The following is a 16,675-nucleotide window of genomic DNA, read 5'->3' on the forward strand; positions in this document are numbered from 1 at the left end:
TCTCTCACTCAGGGGTAGATTTGAAAATCATATCACGAAAACTATATCCTTACCCACCAGACTGGAAAATTAGGATCTAGTGGAAAAAGATGAAAACTCAATTCAAAGTAAGTATAGTGTCTTCTCCATGACGAACACAAAAAATCGACAAATCCTAGTTACTGCTGCATTGCCCTATGCTAATGGGCCTATTCATCTTGGGCATATGGTTGAGCATATTCAGGCAGACATTTGGGTGCGATTTCAACGCCTCCTTTATGGTAACGATTGCCTTCTTTTTATTTGCGGGGAAGATGCACATGGGACAGCAATCATGATTTCAGCCAAAAAAAAGGCATTCCTCCTGAAGCTTTGGTAGCCAAAATGCATCAAGAACATGTTAATGATTTTACTGATTTCTTAATTGACTTTGACAACTTTTATACTACCCACTCGCCAGAGAATCGCGAACTCTCTGAATTGATTTATAAACGGCTTAAGGAAAAAGGAGATATTTTTACTCAAACGATTTCACAATTGTATGATCCGATAGAAGAAGTTTTTCTTCCTGATCGCTTCATTCGGGGCACTTGCCCCCGCTGTGACTCGCCAGACCAATATGGTGATGTTTGTGAAGCCTGTGGCGCGATTTACAGACCGACAGAATTAATTAATCCAGTTTCTGGGTTATCAGGAGCAAAACCTATCGAAAAAGATTCCGAGCACTTTTTCTTTTCGTTAAATCATTATACCGATTTACTAAAAAGATGGATTAATTCAGGTCATTTGCAACCACAAGTGGCCAATAAACTAAAAGAATGGCTTGCTGATGGGCTTAAACCATGGGACATTTCTCGTGATGGGCCTTATTTTGGATTTAAAATCCCTGAAGCGCTTGATAAATATTTTTATGTCTGGCTAGACGCGCCTATTGGTTACATGGCGAGTTTAAAAAATCTTTCGAAAAAGCGTCCTGTGATTGGTTTTGAGTATTTTTGGAAAAAAGAAAGCACAACAGAGCTTTATCATTTTATAGGTAAGGATATTATTTATTTTCACGCACTTTTTTGGCCCGCAATGCTATCGGGAGCAAACTTTCGCTTACCCACTGCTATTTACGTTCATGGTTATTTAACTATTAACGGACAAAAAATGTCAAAATCTCGCGGTACCTTCATTACAGCGCGTCATTATTTGCAGCACCTAAATCCTGAATATTTACGTTATTATTATGCAGCGAAGTTAGGTCCTCAAGTAGAAGATATTAATTTAAATCTCGAGGATTTTGCACAACGCGTAAATGCTGATCTTGTAGGCAAATATGCTAATTTAGCGAGTCGATGCGCAAGTTTTATCACTAAAAAATTCAATGGTCAGTTGTCTTCTGAATTACCAGAGCCAGAATTATATGAAGCTTTTATAAAAGCGAAGCAAACTATTACTGAATGTTATGAATCATTAAATTACAATAAAGCCGTGAGGACTATCATGGCGCTAGCCGATCGTGCTAATCAATACATTGATGCTAAAAAACCGTGGATATTGGCAAAAGAAGTCGGTTACAAAAAACAAGCGCAAGCAGTCTGTACACAAGGACTCAATTTATTTAAGGTGTTGACGACTTTTTTAAAGCCAATATTACCAGCGACAGCGAAAAAAGCAGAACTATTTTTAAATAGTGAACTTAACTGGTTAACACTAAAAACACCTTTACTTAATCACTCTATCAATACTTTTGAAGCTTTACTACAACGCATATTACCAGATACAATGTCGAAGCTGATTCAATGAACAAGAAGTTAATTAATCAAATTGATGCACTATTACCTCAAACACAATGTGGATTGTGTAAGTACGACGCGTGCCGGCCTTATGCTGAAGCAATTGCTAAAAATGAAGCACCTATTAATCGTTGCTTGCCTGGCGGTGTTGAAAAGTTAGTAGCGATAGCTGAATGTCTTAATCTAGATCCAGCGTCCTATATTCCCGAAATGGAAAGAAAAGCGAAATTACCTGCAATTGCAGTAATTCGTGAAAATGAATGCATCGGGTGTACGAAATGCATTCAAGCCTGTCCAACGGATGCGATTATAGGCGCTGCTAAACAGATGCATACCATCATTAGCGATGCCTGCACTGGTTGTGAGTTATGTTTACCCGTATGTCCTATCGATTGCATTGATATTCAACCGACAATATTGAAGAAAAACCATTCCGCTCAGCAATGGCGTTTACGCTATGAAAATAGACAAAAAAGACTAAATCGTGATAAAACAGAACAGCGTAGTAATAAAATTTCTAATCTGACGGTGGAAACACGGAAAGCTGCCATTCATGCTGCAGTCTTGCGCGTTAAAAAAAAGGAAAGTGCGATGCATCAATCCCGGCTGGAAGAAATTTTTCGTCGATTTAAAGCGCATAATAGTGAGCCAGTCTCAGAGTTAATTTATCGTTCTAAATTTGAATTATTGATTTCTGTGATGCTTTCTGCACAAGCGACTGATATAAGTGTTAATAAATATACGAAAGAATTATATAAAGTTGCTAATACGCCACGTAAAATCCTGGAACTAGGAGAAGAGGGTTTAAAACAATATATTAAATCTATTGGTCTTTTTAATTCTAAAGCTAAAAATATTATAAAAACTTGCAAAATTTTAGTTGAAAATCATGGTTCCAAAATACCAAACACGCGCGAAGACTTAGAAGCTTTACCAGGCATTGGCCGCAAAACAGCTAATGTTATTCTTAATACAGCCTTTGGACAAAAAACAATTGCTGTGGATACGCATGTTTTTCGGGTTTCAAAACGGATTGGCTTAGCCTATGGGAAAACCCCGCTTGAAATTGAAAAAAATTGATGGGAGCTATTCCTCAAAAATATTTAGTCGACGCCCATCATTGGCTAGTTATTCATGGACGTTACATTTGCATGGCACGACGCCCAAAATGTTCTGATTGTTTAATTAACGATTTGTGTGAATATCCGGATAAAACTGGTTAGTAAAAATAATCAGGAACAGCGATCAAATGATAAATATTTTTTGATTCAATCTCAGCTTGAATAACAATCAATTACACAGTCATACATGCTCACTCGAAAATATCAGCACTACCAGCGCTTCTTAAACAATAATTTAATAATTCGGAAAATCAGCTTAAAAATATCACACGACTGAAACCAGTCTTTTTTACATGTGGATTTACATTTAAGTTCACTGGAAAGTTTAATACACATCCGCCTTGAAGGCATTCAAGATATTATCAAAATGATAAATAAAATCGACGAAACCCAAATCAGGTTGAACATTTAAATGATAGAAATCATGGCAGAAATAATTCGAGAAAGTCAGAAAAATAATACTTTTTCCAAAGAACAATGTTATCTGCATGCTTTACTTAACATCGTCTCTGAAAGTTGACTCTTTTCGACTTCACTTTTTAACTATAGTAATTAATTTCCCTTCTATCAGGGAAGGAATAAGTTCTTCTATTATCAATTTTTTTTGTTTTCCACTACACTTTTAATGAGATTAGCCACTCTTCTGTGGCTACTTCAGTGACATGCTCACCTATAAATTCTAGATTAGAAATCTGTAAACTGTGTGATCCTTTATCGTTACCAACCACAAGGATTCGTTGCAATCCGGCAAAAATTGAGGCAAATTTAGAATTTCAGATAATAATTTAAAAATAACTTTATCTGGGTATTATATGCCTAATTATCAGATTAAGTTAGTCATTTACCAAAAGTTAAGAATACTGGCACTGTTAGTCTTCTTATAGACCAGCCTGCTCAAACTGAATCCTTTTTGCAGCAATTTCATCGGCAGAGGAAGGAAAGATTGCTTAACGGTCGATTAACTTTATTTCTTTGCTGGTGAATTAACAGCTCTCATTTTACATTGCTAAAGAAGGTCCTTCAAAAATCGACGCAGATAAAGCTGAAGAATCCTTCTTAGGGATTTTCAGGATGGCGAGAAAATCTAGCAAGAAGTTATCTTAATGCATAGAATGCATCTGTATCTCTCAGACAATCGCTTTCCAGTTTCTTTTAAAGCTATACGCAATTACCTCTTTTGGAAACAGTAGTATTTGGTAATTACCTTGGGCATCGAGGAAAATACCGCTAAATTTACCTGATCAACCACGATAGCTAACGCTGTTATTACTACTCTTAAAAAAATTTAGCGGTTATCACAGAAGTATGTTCGTGCTTATAGATGAAAAATTGAGGTGAAAATTTAGATAAGACCAAACTTTAAAATTCTCACCGCCCTTCAATGCTGGCGTTTTTACATATAAATTATTTAGAGGCACACTTTTCTCTGATGGAGGCATGCTGTGCACCTGGATATACTCCAGGACTTACCCCTTAGTAATTTTCTTCACTAGTATAACGGAGAAAAGATACCAATTTAGGTTTGGAACAATTGGCATACGGAATTCGATGAACGAACAGTTGCTTTCTTCATTAAATTTATCCAATTAAAATAATGACGCAACCCCTCTTCGAGAGTAAGGAATACTTCTGAGTAACCACTATTGCGTAATTTGGTAATATTGGCTTGGGTGAAGATTTGGTAAGCACCTTTTAATTTTTCAGGGAAAGGGATGTATTCAATTTTTCCTTTATTATTTAATTCAATTAATATTTCAGCTAACGCATTAAATGTTCGTGCTTTTCCAGTGCCGACGTTAAAAATGCCTGATATATCTGTATGTTCCATAAACCATAAATTAATTTTGACAACATCTTCTATCGAGATGAAATCCCGAAATTGTCCGCCATTAGGACAGCCATCGGAACCTTCAAACAATCTGACAATTCCTGTTTCTTGTAACTGATTCATCAAATGAAAAGCCATACTGGCCATGTGGCCTTTATGCTGTTCGTGCGGACCATATACATTGAAGTAACGTAATCCAACCACTTGAGAAGCAATTTGTTTGCGTTGTTGCAAATAATATTGATCAAAAATCCATTTTGAATATCCATAAACGTTTAAAGGAATTTCATTATCACTGGTTTCCTCAAATTGACGATTACCCCCATAGACGGCGGCACTGGAGGCGTAAATAAAAGGAATTTTTCTTTTTGTGCAATAATGCAATAAATGTTTAGAGTATTCGTAATTATTACGCATCATGTAGCGGCCGTCCCACTCTGTAGTCAGCGAACAAGCACCCTCATGAAAAACTGCTTCAATAGACTTGGCAAATGATTGCTCCGCGATAATTCGATTTAAGAAATCTTCATAATCCAGATAATCAGCATACTTTGAAACAGCTAAATTTTTAAATTTTCTTCCATCTGTTAAATCATCAACAACAATAATATCCGCCCGACTCGCTTTATTAAGACCGTTAAGCAAATTACTCCCAATAAATCCTGCTGCACCTGTCACAATAATCATTCATGTCTTACTCCTCTAACTTTTTCAATTAACTGAAATGTCGAAAATCCCTTTTTAAGAGGGATAGTTAGTATCTGACCGCCATTTTTAATCACTGCATCAGCACCCGCAATTTCATCAAGTTGATAATCGTTACCTTTGACTAAAATATCGGGTAGCACTTTTCTAACTAAACGAGCAGGGGTATCTTCTGAAAAAGGCACAACCCAATCTACCGCACGCAAAGCAGCCAAAACTGCCATACGCACGTGCAACGCATTTATAGGACGTTTTACCCCTTTTAAACGGGTAACCGATTGATCATCATTCACAGCGACAATTAAACGATGGCCCATTACTTTAGCAGCTTCTAAATAGTGCACGTGGCCCGGATGCAAGATATCGAAACAACCATTAGTCATTACTACAATTTCTCCATGTGCATGTGCATCCGAAACAGCTAACAACAACTCTCTTTCTGTTAATATACCACCACCGATGCGTGAACCGGTGATTTGACACAAGGCGCGTCGTAACTCCGGCACAGTGACTGTTGCAGTCCCGAGCTTACGGACCGCTAATCCTGCTGCTAAATTAGCCAGCGTCACCGCTCGTACTAAATCGCAGCCTGACGCCAATGAAGCTGCTATGACTGAGATCACGGTGTCGCCCGCTCCGGTTACATCATAAACTTCACGGGCGTGTGTCGCTAAATTAATTGCTGGTTTATCTTTCTGGATTAAAAGTATTCCATGCTTGCCGCGTGTGATGAGTACAGCTTCAAAATGGTGACGTTGAATAAGGGCACGGGCTTTAAATTCAGTTTCCTGTTCTGTTTGGCAGTGACCCACAATCGCTTCAAATTCTCTTAAATTAGGTGTTAAGAGGGTAGCCCCCTCATAACAAGTGAAGTCAGTAGCTTTGGGATCAACCAATACAGGCAATCCTTTTGCACGGGCTCCTTTGATAAGAGTTGAAACATTATTGAGCGCCCCTTTGGCATAATCTGAAAAAACCACTACTTGAGCTTTAGACAGCGCCTCACGATACCGAATCATCAAAGGATTATCGTGATAATTCTTTATACGTTTTTCAAAGTCCAACCGCAAAAGCTGTTGATTTTGAACAAGAACCCGCAACTTAGTTACCGTGGAATAATTTGGCACACGATGAAAGTGACAATCAATAGAGTGCGCAGCAAGCAGAGACTCCAATTCTCTGGCTTCCCCATCATCGCCTACCAAGCCGATTAACACCACTGACGCGCCAAGTGCTCTCACATTCAAAGCTACATTTGCAGCACCCCCTGGGTGAGATTCACTATTACTCACATTCACTACAGGGACAGGTGCTTCAGGAGAAATTCGTCCTGCTTGCCCATAACAATAACGATCAAGCATTAAATCACCATAAACGACCACACGTGCATTTTCGTAAGGAGGGATATCAATTTCAGCTATCATACATACCTCTCACCCTCATTTTAAGTATTATGCGCAAAATCTCCTAGGCGGGCAAGGGAAGGTCTCCGTGCTCCCAAAGTATGATTCGGCGTAGAATTCACAGCCTCTGCGTGCGTGAGATAAGAGCCAAAAAACATCTTAAAATATAAGGAAGTTATATAATCAACTAGTGAAAAGAATAACTCAATTCTATCTGTAAGTTAATTTAATTCGAATTGGTCTTTTGATGTAAGGTATGTCACCACATAAAGACATTTTTCGCTTGCTCTCGCTTACTTGGATATGTATTCTCTGTGGGTTTGGATTTTGCGAAGCAATTATATTTAAAAACCTTAATAGAAAGTGTGGTAGAGAGCAAAAAAATCGAGATTAACGGGATTGGATATTAAGGGAATCCGACTGCATTGAAAACCACTGCAAAAAATCAGTCTCTGCCCGCTAGTACCCCAATAAAATTGGATATAGCGCATTGCGGCCTGAAAAAATACACTATTTATGAAATTTTGCTTATTTTTTGCAGTGGTTTACAAATCTTTACCAAGAAAACTTGGTGATTAAACAACCCCCCCATTTGGTTTATGACCATTTATTCCTTTGAAGATGATAGTAATGGCTGAATCGCTCTCGCAATTGTTGATGGCATTATATTACTCGCTCCGAAAAATAAACAGCGTCTTATGGCAATATGTATTGCATATGTTCTCAAATTTAATGAGAACGCAGTGACTGATAATTTAAATGCAAAATATCGACTCGTAGAAATGGTTTTTAAATTGTTTCAAAGCACAATTTAGCGTCGGTAATACCCAAAAACAAATCATCATCAATCGGCCAGCTTTTACGTAAAACTTACTTCTTGCAAAGAAGCTGTGACAAGAAATACAGGCTTACCTTCATTTGATGCAAACTTAACCAAAACAGATGCACTATTAACAAGCTTCAGTATTCGTCTAGTTTAGTGTTTAATTTTTGTTTCTCATAAAATTTAGCATATCGATAAAATGCACCATAACTCTGGCCCATCGCAATAATAAATCCGGGCCAGCCGTCTAAAAACCCCCATCGTAAAATATAAACTTTAATAAATGTCCAAATAGTATGGGTGAGTGTTAAAAGCATGGATGCTTTACTGTATCGTTCCTCAAGTCGGTCAACACCAAGGGTTGAATAGCGATTGGCTTTTTGCATCATTTCTGATACATCCTGAAATGGAATTTGCCAGATGGAATTTTTAAATAACCCATCGGCTTTTTGCTGTGGCATAGATAATTTTCATGTACGATATCGTTGATATAACTTAAACTATCTTTTCTAAATAATTGGGGTTGACGATAATCGGGATACCAGCCGCAATGTTTAATCCAACGTCCCATAAAATAACTTTTTCTTGATATCCGGTAAATATCTAAAGCTTCTTTAGAATTAATAATAGACAAAACTTCATATTGTACCTCCGATGTGCAGCGTTCATCGGAATCTAAACTAAATATCCAACCATACCGACAAGCTGCAACCGCCTGATTGCGCAAATTACCAAATCCCCGAAAGGGTATCTGAATTACCCGCGCACATAATTTTTTTGCTAACTCTGTGGTGCCATCCGTGCTATGTGAGTCGACGACGAGAATTTCATCTGCCCATAAAACACTTTTTATAGCGGATTCAATCTTTGTTATTTGGTTATAAGCAATAATATATACTGATATCTTATTCACTAAACACTCAATTTTTTGATTATTTTTAAGGTATTAACAGGATCATGCTCGCAAAAGAGAATTGCACCGGCTTGTTTTGCATTCTCAACAAAGCGCATATATTTGCGCCGAATTAATTGTAATGCCTCATAAATATTTTCAGGCGATCGGCGGGTCAGTACCACACCAGCCTGAAATCGCTGTACCGTTTCGCCAATCCAGGTATCATTTACTCCGATAATAGGACATCCCGCATACAAGGCGTCCAAAGCCACTCCGCTGAATTTATCACGATAATGAGCAGGACTGTAGACCATCAAACAAATCGCTCCAAAAAATAATTGCTGATAATCATCTTGATTTAACGTTTTGTTATACAAGGTTAATTTTGGCAATGACAATTGATTCAATCGTGACAATGCAGCTTGAGTCTTTTCATCATAACGTCCTGAGAAAGGAGGGGATATTTGCAACGCTATCGGCATGTCTTCTTCTTTCTGACATAAATATTCCAAAAAGTTAACTACTTCAGGAAAACCTTTATCAGCTCGCGCAGCGCCCGCATAAATGACTTTTAGAAACGATGAATTTTCGCGAGCAGGATGATAGAGCGGCGCATAAGTTGGACAAGGAACCCGTTCACAATTTTTAAATCCACTTTTCTTAAAAATGTTTAACAGCCTTTCAGTGGGGGCCATAAGAATAAATTCAGGATAACGTTTCGCTGTCTTTTCTAGTAATGACATTTTCTTATCGGTCATTTTAAATTGATGAAAATGCAAAAAAATTTTTCCCTGATATCTTTTCTTGTTTAATATTCGATCTAGATAAACCAAATCAAGGCGCCCAGCAGTTGGAATAAAAATAGTCTTGTGACATTGGATCAATGAGCGCAAATGAAAGAACTTTTGGACTTTACACCACCTCCGTCGGAAATAAGGACGAACATGGCAGCGCTCCCCTTGGAAAAGCCCACTTCCCTGACGATCCAACCAGATATGGAAATCATAACAAAAAGTCGAATTCGCGCGAACTAGACTTTGCACATAACCATGACAATGGCCTGCCTGATCAGCTAGCGTCGGTTCAACGATATGTACTTCTTCTTGATGGCACACTTTTGACCTCTATGTTACAATTTGGACAAATTTATCCAGTAAATGTATCCAGTATTTTTCCAATACGAGCTGTTGATGAAATTATGAAACAAGAGTCATGGAATGCAAAGCTTACAGGGAGTGTCTTAGTTCTTTCTGCCTTTTTTCTGCCACTTTCAACGAGCATTACTGGGACTTTATTTCCTTTAGCTGCCATTTTAAGTTTATTTAGCGATCGCTGGAAAAAAAATGGCGCATCATTATTTCACATCCCGTTGCTATTTTCCTGACAGCCTTTGTCCTACTTTATGTTGTCGGGATCTTTTATTCTCCAGCACCTCAGCAAGATATCCTCCATCGGTTTTTAAAATTATCCACATTGGTATGTGCCGCTGCCCTTTTGATGGGCTTTATTTGCGAATCCTATTGGAAAAGATACATTTTAAATGCTTTTTTAATGGCGATGCTAATTACGTTGACTTTATCGTACATCAAATATTTTTTCCATCCTTCATGGCTGCCTCATTCCCGTTTTGACCATGCAAGTGTCTTTAAAGACCATATCGTACAAAATTTTTTAATGGTCATTACAGCCTTTATTTTTCTATACCAATATGCGAGAAAATTTAATTTTCGTTGGTTTTACGGGTTATTAACCATAGCAGCGATCTTTAACGTATTTTTTATCAGCGACGGACGTTCAGGTTATTTTATTTTTGGCGCATTACTCTTATACACAGGCATTCTTTATTTTGGATGGCGAGGATTGTTTTCCTCACTTCTTGTCGCTGTTGTTTTGAGTGGATTGGCTTTTCATTTATCTCACGAATTCAGGATACGAATCATACAAATCGTTAGTGATGCCGAACATTACCAACAAGGCTTAGTCAATACTTCTGTTGGCATTCGTATCCAATCCATCAAAAACGCTTATTTGCTCTTCAAGGAAAAACCTTGGTTCGGACATGGAACAGGAAGTTTCCATACCGTCTATGCTACTCTGTCCCAAGATCAGACAAAAGCAACTGGCATTATATCGCTTGCTTACAATAGCTATTTGAATGTCGGAGTTGAATTAGGATTTCTAGGTATTGCGTTTATTTTACTGAATTTCATATTGCAGTGGAAATATAGTTTTCTTCTCCCTGAAGAATACTGTTATTTAATACAAATCCTTTTAATGAGCATGATTATTGGATGTCTCGCTAATCCTTGGCTTAGCGATACTACGGAATTGCATTTATATGCTTTATTTCTTGTTATGAGCTTTTCCCGAAAAGATTTAAATGAATGCTATTAAGTAATTAGTACATACTTTCCCCCGCGCTACACTTCGAAGTTAATGCTCTTTACAATCGACTCAAACGAGTCTTACTTTTTTTCATAAAGGGAAAATCATGATCAAAATTGGCTCGGCTGAAAATAAATTCTTTCTTCAAAGAGACAAGAGGAAGAAATAAAAATCTGTTATCAGAAGCTTTTAGATCGACTATTTAAATTCTACCGACTGAAGATGAAAATATCATTCAAGAATGGCTTGAATTATATATTCCTACTTGACTGCCATCTTTAATAGGAAAATAGGAGATGATTCCTGTATATAACTGCCAAATATAATCGCTAAATTCCGACACCCCTCCTTACTTTCTCCAAGTGATGTTGTGACATTGAATCTTTTAAAAAATAAGTTTTCATAATCCATTATATCGAACACAAATATTTACTTTATTTATTGCGCATTTATCAAGAAATACCCGAAAAACTTTAGGAAATAGATCTGCTAGTGGAATCGGCAGATGTTTCTACTGACAGATTTAAGATTAGCGAACATATTTCCTATCAATTGCACAGGTAGAAAAATAAAAATTATCTAAAGAAACAAAGTCCCAATTTCATCTGCAAAATACTAGAACTAATGGCGACTAAGCATCAAAATTGAGGAAAATTTATAAAAATATTTTCTATCGCGACTATAATTCTTTTGCTTATATCTTTGCTAGATCTTTAGTATAAATTTTTATGCGAGAGTCATACCTTATCAGTTAGAATATCTGTTGCCAATATTACCAACGCCCAGTATCCAGTTGCTATTACTTTTAAGAAGAAAAAATAGTTGTAGCAGCCTCTAATATCTGTTCCGGCTTTAATTTTTTCATACAGTCATGATGTCTGTACGGACAAGTACGTTTAAAACAAGGACTACACGATAGTGAGGATCTTAAAATTTGAGCTTTTTTTGATAGAGGCGGTGTAAATTCAGGTGAAGTAGAACCATATATCACGATAAGGGATCGACCAAGTGCAGCTGCAATATGCATTAAACCTGAATCATTCGTTACCACTAACGAAGCTAATGACAGTAAGTCCACAGCTTCACTTAATTCCGTCATTCCAGAAAGATTTTCAGCTTGATGCTCCGTTGCAGTTATAATCGAATCCGTTATTTCTTTATCTTTTACAGAACCGAACAACCAAACACGCCAGCCTTCGGACAGCTTAGCTCTCGCTATATCTGCGTAATAATCCGCTGGCCATTGTTTGGAAGGGCCAAATTCTGATCCAGGACATAAAGCTAGAATAAGCTCATCTGACTTTGATAAAGAAAGTCTATTTAATGTAGCATTAACACTTGATGGAGAAATTTGTAGCTGTGGATAAGGCAACTCGATAGGTAAAGGTTCGCCCTTTTCTAATCCTAAAGCAATAAAACGCTGAACCATCTTCGGAAAATGTCTTTTATTCAACCATCGCACATCATTCAAAAGACCGTAACGCATTTCTCCTATCCATCCAGTACGTCTCGATATCTTCGCAAAATAAGGTACCAAAGCTGATTTATACGAATTAGATAAGACAATTGCCTGTTCATAATGTCGTTCCCGGAGTGATACACCTAATCGATAGCGATCACCAAATCGAAGCTCACCATGATTAAAAGGAGAGCTTAACGACTCATGAATTTCTGGCATACGATCTAACAAAGGTTTTGTCCATGCGGGCGCTAAAACATCAATCTCTAAATCTGGATGGCGTTTTTTCAACCATCTAAACAAAGTTTGGGCCATTACAATATCACCTACCCACGCAGGCCCTATAATCAAAATTTTCATTTTTTTCTTCATGAATCACTGCAAACTTTCCTTTAGCATTTCAAAGTCCTCCAGGATATATTCAGCTTCACAGTAAGGGCATCTAAAATAGCCATCTCGTTCAATAGGCAAATAAACTCGGGGATGCGCATCCCATAAGCGATATTCAGGCATCGGACAAGAGAGAGGAGATTCGCTCGTGTTACTTTATAACGTCGCCTAGTGATGCCTTGGGGTTTCATCATCCTACTCCTCTGAAATGGGGAGTATTTTAGCATAAACGAGCGAGAGCAGAGCTCTTTTAGAAGAGCTGTTCTGAAAATGGAGAGTCACTAGGATTTTTAGAAATCGACACAATCCCACTGTGGGATAATAGGATAAATAATGTTTAAATGCAAGGCAGGTTCATCTGAAAAATTAAGCACAGAAATTAACATTTCATTAAAGAGACCGCTATCATAACAGAAGTATTATCCTCTTTTAATGATATCGTCTTACGTACCTTAAGGCAATTTCTCTGTTGTGCAACATATTCACGATCTTATGATTAGCGTGAGAGATATTACAAAACTACATTAACACCGGTTCTTTAAAAACATTTAAAGATGTTATTGTACAGTATTTAAAATACTAAATCATTATCAAATACTTAATAAATATTTTACTCACTATACTATCACCATACAAGATAACATATTGAAAGTTAATTTTTTTACCGTAATAAACAAGTCTATAAACAATTCATTAAAATCGCAGAATATGAACAATTCTAAAAGGATAATTTTAAAACTCTTAAACAAGCGCAGCGGCCATCATAGAAATGCTGAAAATCTTGGCATTACTATTCTTACGAAGCAAAATATATTGACCCCAATGGAGCAACTACACTAACTTCAGTCGATTTACCTGAGATAATGATTAAACGCATTCAACAAATGTCAGTCGACGCTTTTAAGACGGTGCATTGTTCTGGGATGGCACGGGTAGATTTTTTTATATCAAATAAAAATGAATTAATGATTAATGAGATTAATACTATTCCTGGATTTACGGATATTAGTATGTATCCAAAAATGTGGGAAGCGACAGGATTACCTTGTCGTGATTTATTAGATCAATTAATTGAGTTAGCTTTAGAACGTTACCGAGAACAGAAAAAATTAATACACCGAGGGACCTCCAGCCTTATACTTACGGAGTATAATTTCAGAGTATAATTTCAGTGAAAGGGATAATTAATAAAAGGCTGATCTAAGCGGAACCAGTTTAAGAAGACTTACTTGCCTTCCAGAAAAAATTCTATGGCGGAGTGGACGGGGCTCGAACCCGCGACCCCCGGCGTGACAAGCCGGCATTCTAACCAACTGAACTACCACTCCGTTTCATATATCTCCCTAAAATTTTTTGCCTCGAAGTTTTTGTGGTGCACCCTGGAGTATCAGCACATAATGGGTGCTGAGGGATTCGAACCCACGACATTCGCCTTGTAAGGACGACACTCTACCAACTGAGTTAAGCACCCACAAAAAGAAATCATTCCAGAAACTTTAAACTTCTTCTGGGGAAGTGAAGATAACGGATATATTTGAGTTAATCAAGTCTTCTTCTTTTACTCTCTATTTAAAGCTTCTTTCAGCTTCTTACCTGCGGAAAATCGAACAACCTTAATTGCCGGGATCTTCATCGGTTCACCCGTTCGTGGATTACGCCCAATTCTTGCTACACGTTGACTAGTTTTAAAGGTACCAAAACCAATAAGCACCATACCTTTTCCCTCTCGCAATGATTTTGTAACCGAATCTGTAAATGCATCCAAAGCACGAGCAGCCGCATTTTTAGAGATGTTAGCAGCGTTCGCCATGATTTCAACAAGCTTGTTTTTAGTCATAAGTTCCTCTTGGTAGTACTATTAATTAGGAGCATACAGGAATTTTCTCACTCAACCACCCTTCCATACTAAATGAGGTTATAAATCAACTGTCTTCCATCGCTGTCGCGCGAATAAATCAGATTTACTGAAATCCTGGTGAGAGACTAAATAGGAGGGTCAGTCTAACATATTGAATAGCTTTTTACTACCCCCTGGAAAACAGGTAATACTTTTTGAGACACCCTACCCTGAAAAGCCTTGACATTAATTAGCATCAGCAGCATACGTAAACCCTGCACTTTTACTACTGTCACTGCAACACGCGTGACCCAAAACTATAATCAATGCTAAAAATACTAAATCGTCCCTTTATACTGTAGATTCTTCCGAAAACCAGTTTTCTTCTTGAATATTTTGCAAATAATATATACGATATGCTATCAATCAGGAGCTCTATTACTGAACCAGATTTTCTCAATTATTAAGCTTAAGGCTATAAGCTTAAAGTATGAGAAGTAAATTTTATAACAGTGAATTAAGCTCGTGCTTTAATAGTACTCAATGCATACGGACGACAACCGTCATTCCTATCTGAAGAATATCATTTGTTTTACTGTTATCTCACAGCTTAATTTTAAGTTCTCGGTAATTTCACCTTTTAAAACTGAACAGACGACTAAAGACGCTTAACATTGAGTACGCACTGATATCACCAGGTATCAGTGCTTGCTAAAATGCTCAACACAATCGGTGTCAAATGCGATATTTAGTAAATTTGGTATTTTTAGCAATATAAATTGTTAGTAACGTAAATGAGTTTTACTCAGGATCGTGTTTACATTAAATTTTCCTCATAACTATCTTGGTCTTGTGTGAATACAAGGAGGACCTTTAATAGAATCCAAAATAATCCATTTCTTTGCACACATTGCAATAGAATTAGCATGGCCCTATACTAACCCATTCAAAATCAGCCCTAATCGACTCTTAATTATAATCGATTAGATGTGAATGTTATCATGAATTACGATGACTGTTGTACTTTTGTTCGCATAAGACGAGCTATCATTAGAAGAGCTAATCAATAAATTTAGCAACATGTAATACTATGAAATACTTAAAAATTGTTCTATGCATAAAACTAAACCAGTAAAATCACCTCTATATATTTAAAATGTAAAAGGTGCGGAATGTGAAAGATGCGCACAATCGTCCACCGTCAGATTGTTTGACTATCTTCTGCTGTATAACTTCTAACTAAAGAGTTTTCATTTTCTGGAACCAGAATCTGATATTCTCACCTAAGTACTTACATCATTTCAGCCATTCTTTTTCCCACATACAAAATTATATACTCACCTATTAATCCACACCCGTCGGCACATACTTTCTATTTCTAATATAAGTTGGGCATGAATTTGATTAATTTTTTATGGAATTAGGCTGCTTCTTTGCATGGATTATAGCTACTATTTATAAAATTTTGATCATGATTACATATCATATTTTCCATGCTTGATCGAAAAATCTTTAGCACACTCCTCCAATGGCTATTGAACTATTGCCTTTAAAAAATATTCATTACACCATAATTCAATGTCAGCAAAAACAGATTAAGTAGTTGGAGGTCTGATACCAGTAACACTTCCCTGACCGACTGTTTGACGACGAAAAATTTTCATTGATTTTCAGCTCACAAATTGTCAACAAAAATATTGCTTTTTAGGCGTGTAATTTTAGGGTGTAACATTGATGACAAATAATTAATAAAATTTAAGGTGATATTTGGTCGCTACAGGAGCTACAGAATTGTGCTTATTTCACCTAAAGCGGGCATCAGGCTTTCCCCGTAGCACCGTTTTTCTTTAACATGACTTTATCTTCTTTATTTCTTACTACATCAAGAGCTCTTTGTCTGATAATATTAAATGAGCCAGGTAGCCGAGCAACACGCTAATGAGTAATCTATGAAAATCTAGGTTGTGATTAACAGTTAATTAATCTATAAGTAAGGATTTTTGATTTTCGGGATCAACAATGACGACGTCACAGAAAAATGCGACACGGGATCAAAGCACACACCAACT

Annotated in this window: 8 protein-coding genes, 2 tRNA genes and 5 pseudogenes; 6 read left to right on the plus strand and 9 right to left on the minus strand. The window is 37.0% G+C overall.

Features of this window, described 5'->3' with window-relative positions; all coding sequences use genetic code 11:
• The first annotated feature begins 127 nt into the window (after positions 1–127).
• The 3 pseudogenes from metG to nth all read left to right on the plus strand — a co-directional run bounded on the left by metG (position 128) and on the right by nth (position 2,983).
• A pseudogene (gene metG, locus LG660_RS02690) lies at positions 128–1,770 on the plus strand (methionine--tRNA ligase).
• A pseudogene (locus LG660_RS02695) lies at positions 1,767–2,192 on the plus strand (RnfABCDGE type electron transport complex subunit B); the annotation flags it as partial. The pseudogenes metG and LG660_RS02695, both read left to right, overlap by 4 nt.
• Before the next feature lie 159 nt (positions 2,193–2,351).
• Positions 2,352–2,983, plus strand: a pseudogene (gene nth, locus LG660_RS02700) (endonuclease III).
• A 1,414-nt stretch (positions 2,984–4,397) separates the two neighbouring features.
• On the opposite strand, the gene rfaD reads toward nth, so the two are convergent.
• From rfaD to LG660_RS02720, 4 genes and pseudogenes are all read right to left on the minus strand, one after another.
• The gene (gene rfaD / locus LG660_RS02705) at positions 4,398–5,396 is read right to left on the minus strand and encodes an ADP-glyceromanno-heptose 6-epimerase (RefSeq protein WP_258267197.1); all 999 of its coding nucleotides are present in this window, start codon (positions 5,394–5,396) and stop codon (positions 4,398–4,400) included.
• Positions 5,393–6,838 (minus strand): bifunctional D-glycero-beta-D-manno-heptose-7-phosphate kinase/D-glycero-beta-D-manno-heptose 1-phosphate adenylyltransferase HldE, encoded by a 1,446-nt coding sequence (hldE, locus tag LG660_RS02710; protein WP_258267198.1) that lies wholly within the window; start codon positions 6,836–6,838, stop codon positions 5,393–5,395. Before hldE ends, rfaD begins: the two co-directional genes overlap by 4 nt.
• A gap of 939 nt (positions 6,839–7,777) precedes the next feature.
• Positions 7,778–8,553 (minus strand): annotated as a pseudogene (locus tag LG660_RS02715) (glycosyltransferase family 2 protein).
• On the minus strand, positions 8,553–9,293 hold the full coding sequence (locus LG660_RS02720; protein ID WP_258267199.1) for a glycosyltransferase: 741 nt from the start codon (positions 9,291–9,293) through the stop codon (positions 8,553–8,555). The pseudogene LG660_RS02715 and the gene LG660_RS02720 overlap by 1 nt, the downstream one beginning before the upstream one ends.
• Positions 9,294–9,418: 125 nt before the next feature.
• Between LG660_RS02720 and LG660_RS02725 the strand changes: the two genes are divergently transcribed.
• Positions 9,419–9,919: a hypothetical protein gene (locus LG660_RS02725; RefSeq protein WP_258267200.1), complete on the plus strand. Its 501-nt coding sequence runs from the start codon at positions 9,419–9,421 to the stop codon at positions 9,917–9,919.
• A gap of 113 nt (positions 9,920–10,032) precedes the next feature.
• A complete protein-coding gene (locus LG660_RS02730) occupies positions 10,033–10,929 on the plus strand; it encodes an O-antigen ligase family protein (RefSeq protein ID WP_258267201.1) in 897 nt (298 codons plus the stop codon).
• Between the two features lie 796 nt (positions 10,930–11,725).
• On the opposite strand, the gene waaF is transcribed toward LG660_RS02730, so the two are convergent.
• Positions 11,726–12,751 carry a lipopolysaccharide heptosyltransferase II gene (waaF, locus tag LG660_RS02735; RefSeq protein ID WP_258267202.1) on the minus strand — a complete coding sequence of 342 codons (1,026 nt, stop codon included), beginning with the start codon at positions 12,749–12,751 and terminating at the stop codon, positions 11,726–11,728.
• A 3-nt stretch (positions 12,752–12,754) separates the two neighbouring features.
• Entirely contained in the window at positions 12,755–12,892 is a 138-nt protein-coding gene (locus LG660_RS02740; RefSeq protein ID WP_258267203.1) for a zinc-finger domain-containing protein, read from the minus strand.
• 665 nt (positions 12,893–13,557) lie between these two features.
• Here LG660_RS02740 and LG660_RS02745 point away from each other — a divergent pair.
• Positions 13,558–13,935: pseudogene (locus LG660_RS02745) on the plus strand (hypothetical protein); the annotation flags it as partial.
• 85 nt (positions 13,936–14,020) lie between these two features.
• On the opposite strand, the gene LG660_RS02750 reads toward LG660_RS02745, so the two are convergent.
• From LG660_RS02750 to LG660_RS02760, 3 genes are all read right to left on the minus strand, one after another.
• Positions 14,021–14,097 (minus strand) — tRNA-Asp (locus LG660_RS02750).
• Positions 14,098–14,167: 70 nt separating this feature from the next.
• Positions 14,168–14,240 (minus strand) — tRNA-Val (locus LG660_RS02755).
• Between the two features lie 87 nt (positions 14,241–14,327).
• Positions 14,328–14,606 carry an HU family DNA-binding protein gene (locus LG660_RS02760; RefSeq protein ID WP_258267204.1) on the minus strand — a complete coding sequence of 93 codons (279 nt, stop codon included), beginning with the start codon at positions 14,604–14,606 and terminating at the stop codon, positions 14,328–14,330.
• Positions 14,607–16,675: the final 2,069 nt, after the last annotated feature.

It is taken from the genome of Coxiella-like endosymbiont (assembly GCF_024730665.1).
In the GTDB taxonomy this organism is placed as follows: Bacteria; Pseudomonadota; Gammaproteobacteria; order Coxiellales; family Coxiellaceae; genus Coxiella.

Bases quoted from the DNA above. Each gene is read 5' to 3' on its own strand.
- rfaD (WP_258267197.1), bottom strand. From the start codon at position 5,396: ATGATTATTGTGACAGGTGCAGCAGGATTTATTGGGAGTAATTTGCTT.
- hldE (WP_258267198.1), bottom strand. From the start codon at position 6,838: ATGATAGCTGAAATTGATATCCCTCCTTACGAAAATGCACGTGTGGTC.
- LG660_RS02720 (WP_258267199.1), bottom strand. From the start codon at position 9,293: ATGACCGATAAGAAAATGTCATTACTAGAAAAGACAGCGAAACGTTAT.
- LG660_RS02725 (WP_258267200.1), top strand. From the start codon at position 9,419: ATGAGCGCAAATGAAAGAACTTTTGGACTTTACACCACCTCCGTCGGA.
- LG660_RS02730 (WP_258267201.1), top strand. From the start codon at position 10,033: ATGGGCTTTATTTGCGAATCCTATTGGAAAAGATACATTTTAAATGCT.
- waaF (WP_258267202.1), bottom strand. From the start codon at position 12,751: ATGAAGAAAAAAATGAAAATTTTGATTATAGGGCCTGCGTGGGTAGGT.
- LG660_RS02740 (WP_258267203.1), bottom strand. From the start codon at position 12,892: ATGCCTGAATATCGCTTATGGGATGCGCATCCCCGAGTTTATTTGCCT.
- LG660_RS02760 (WP_258267204.1), bottom strand. From the start codon at position 14,606: ATGACTAAAAACAAGCTTGTTGAAATCATGGCGAACGCTGCTAACATC.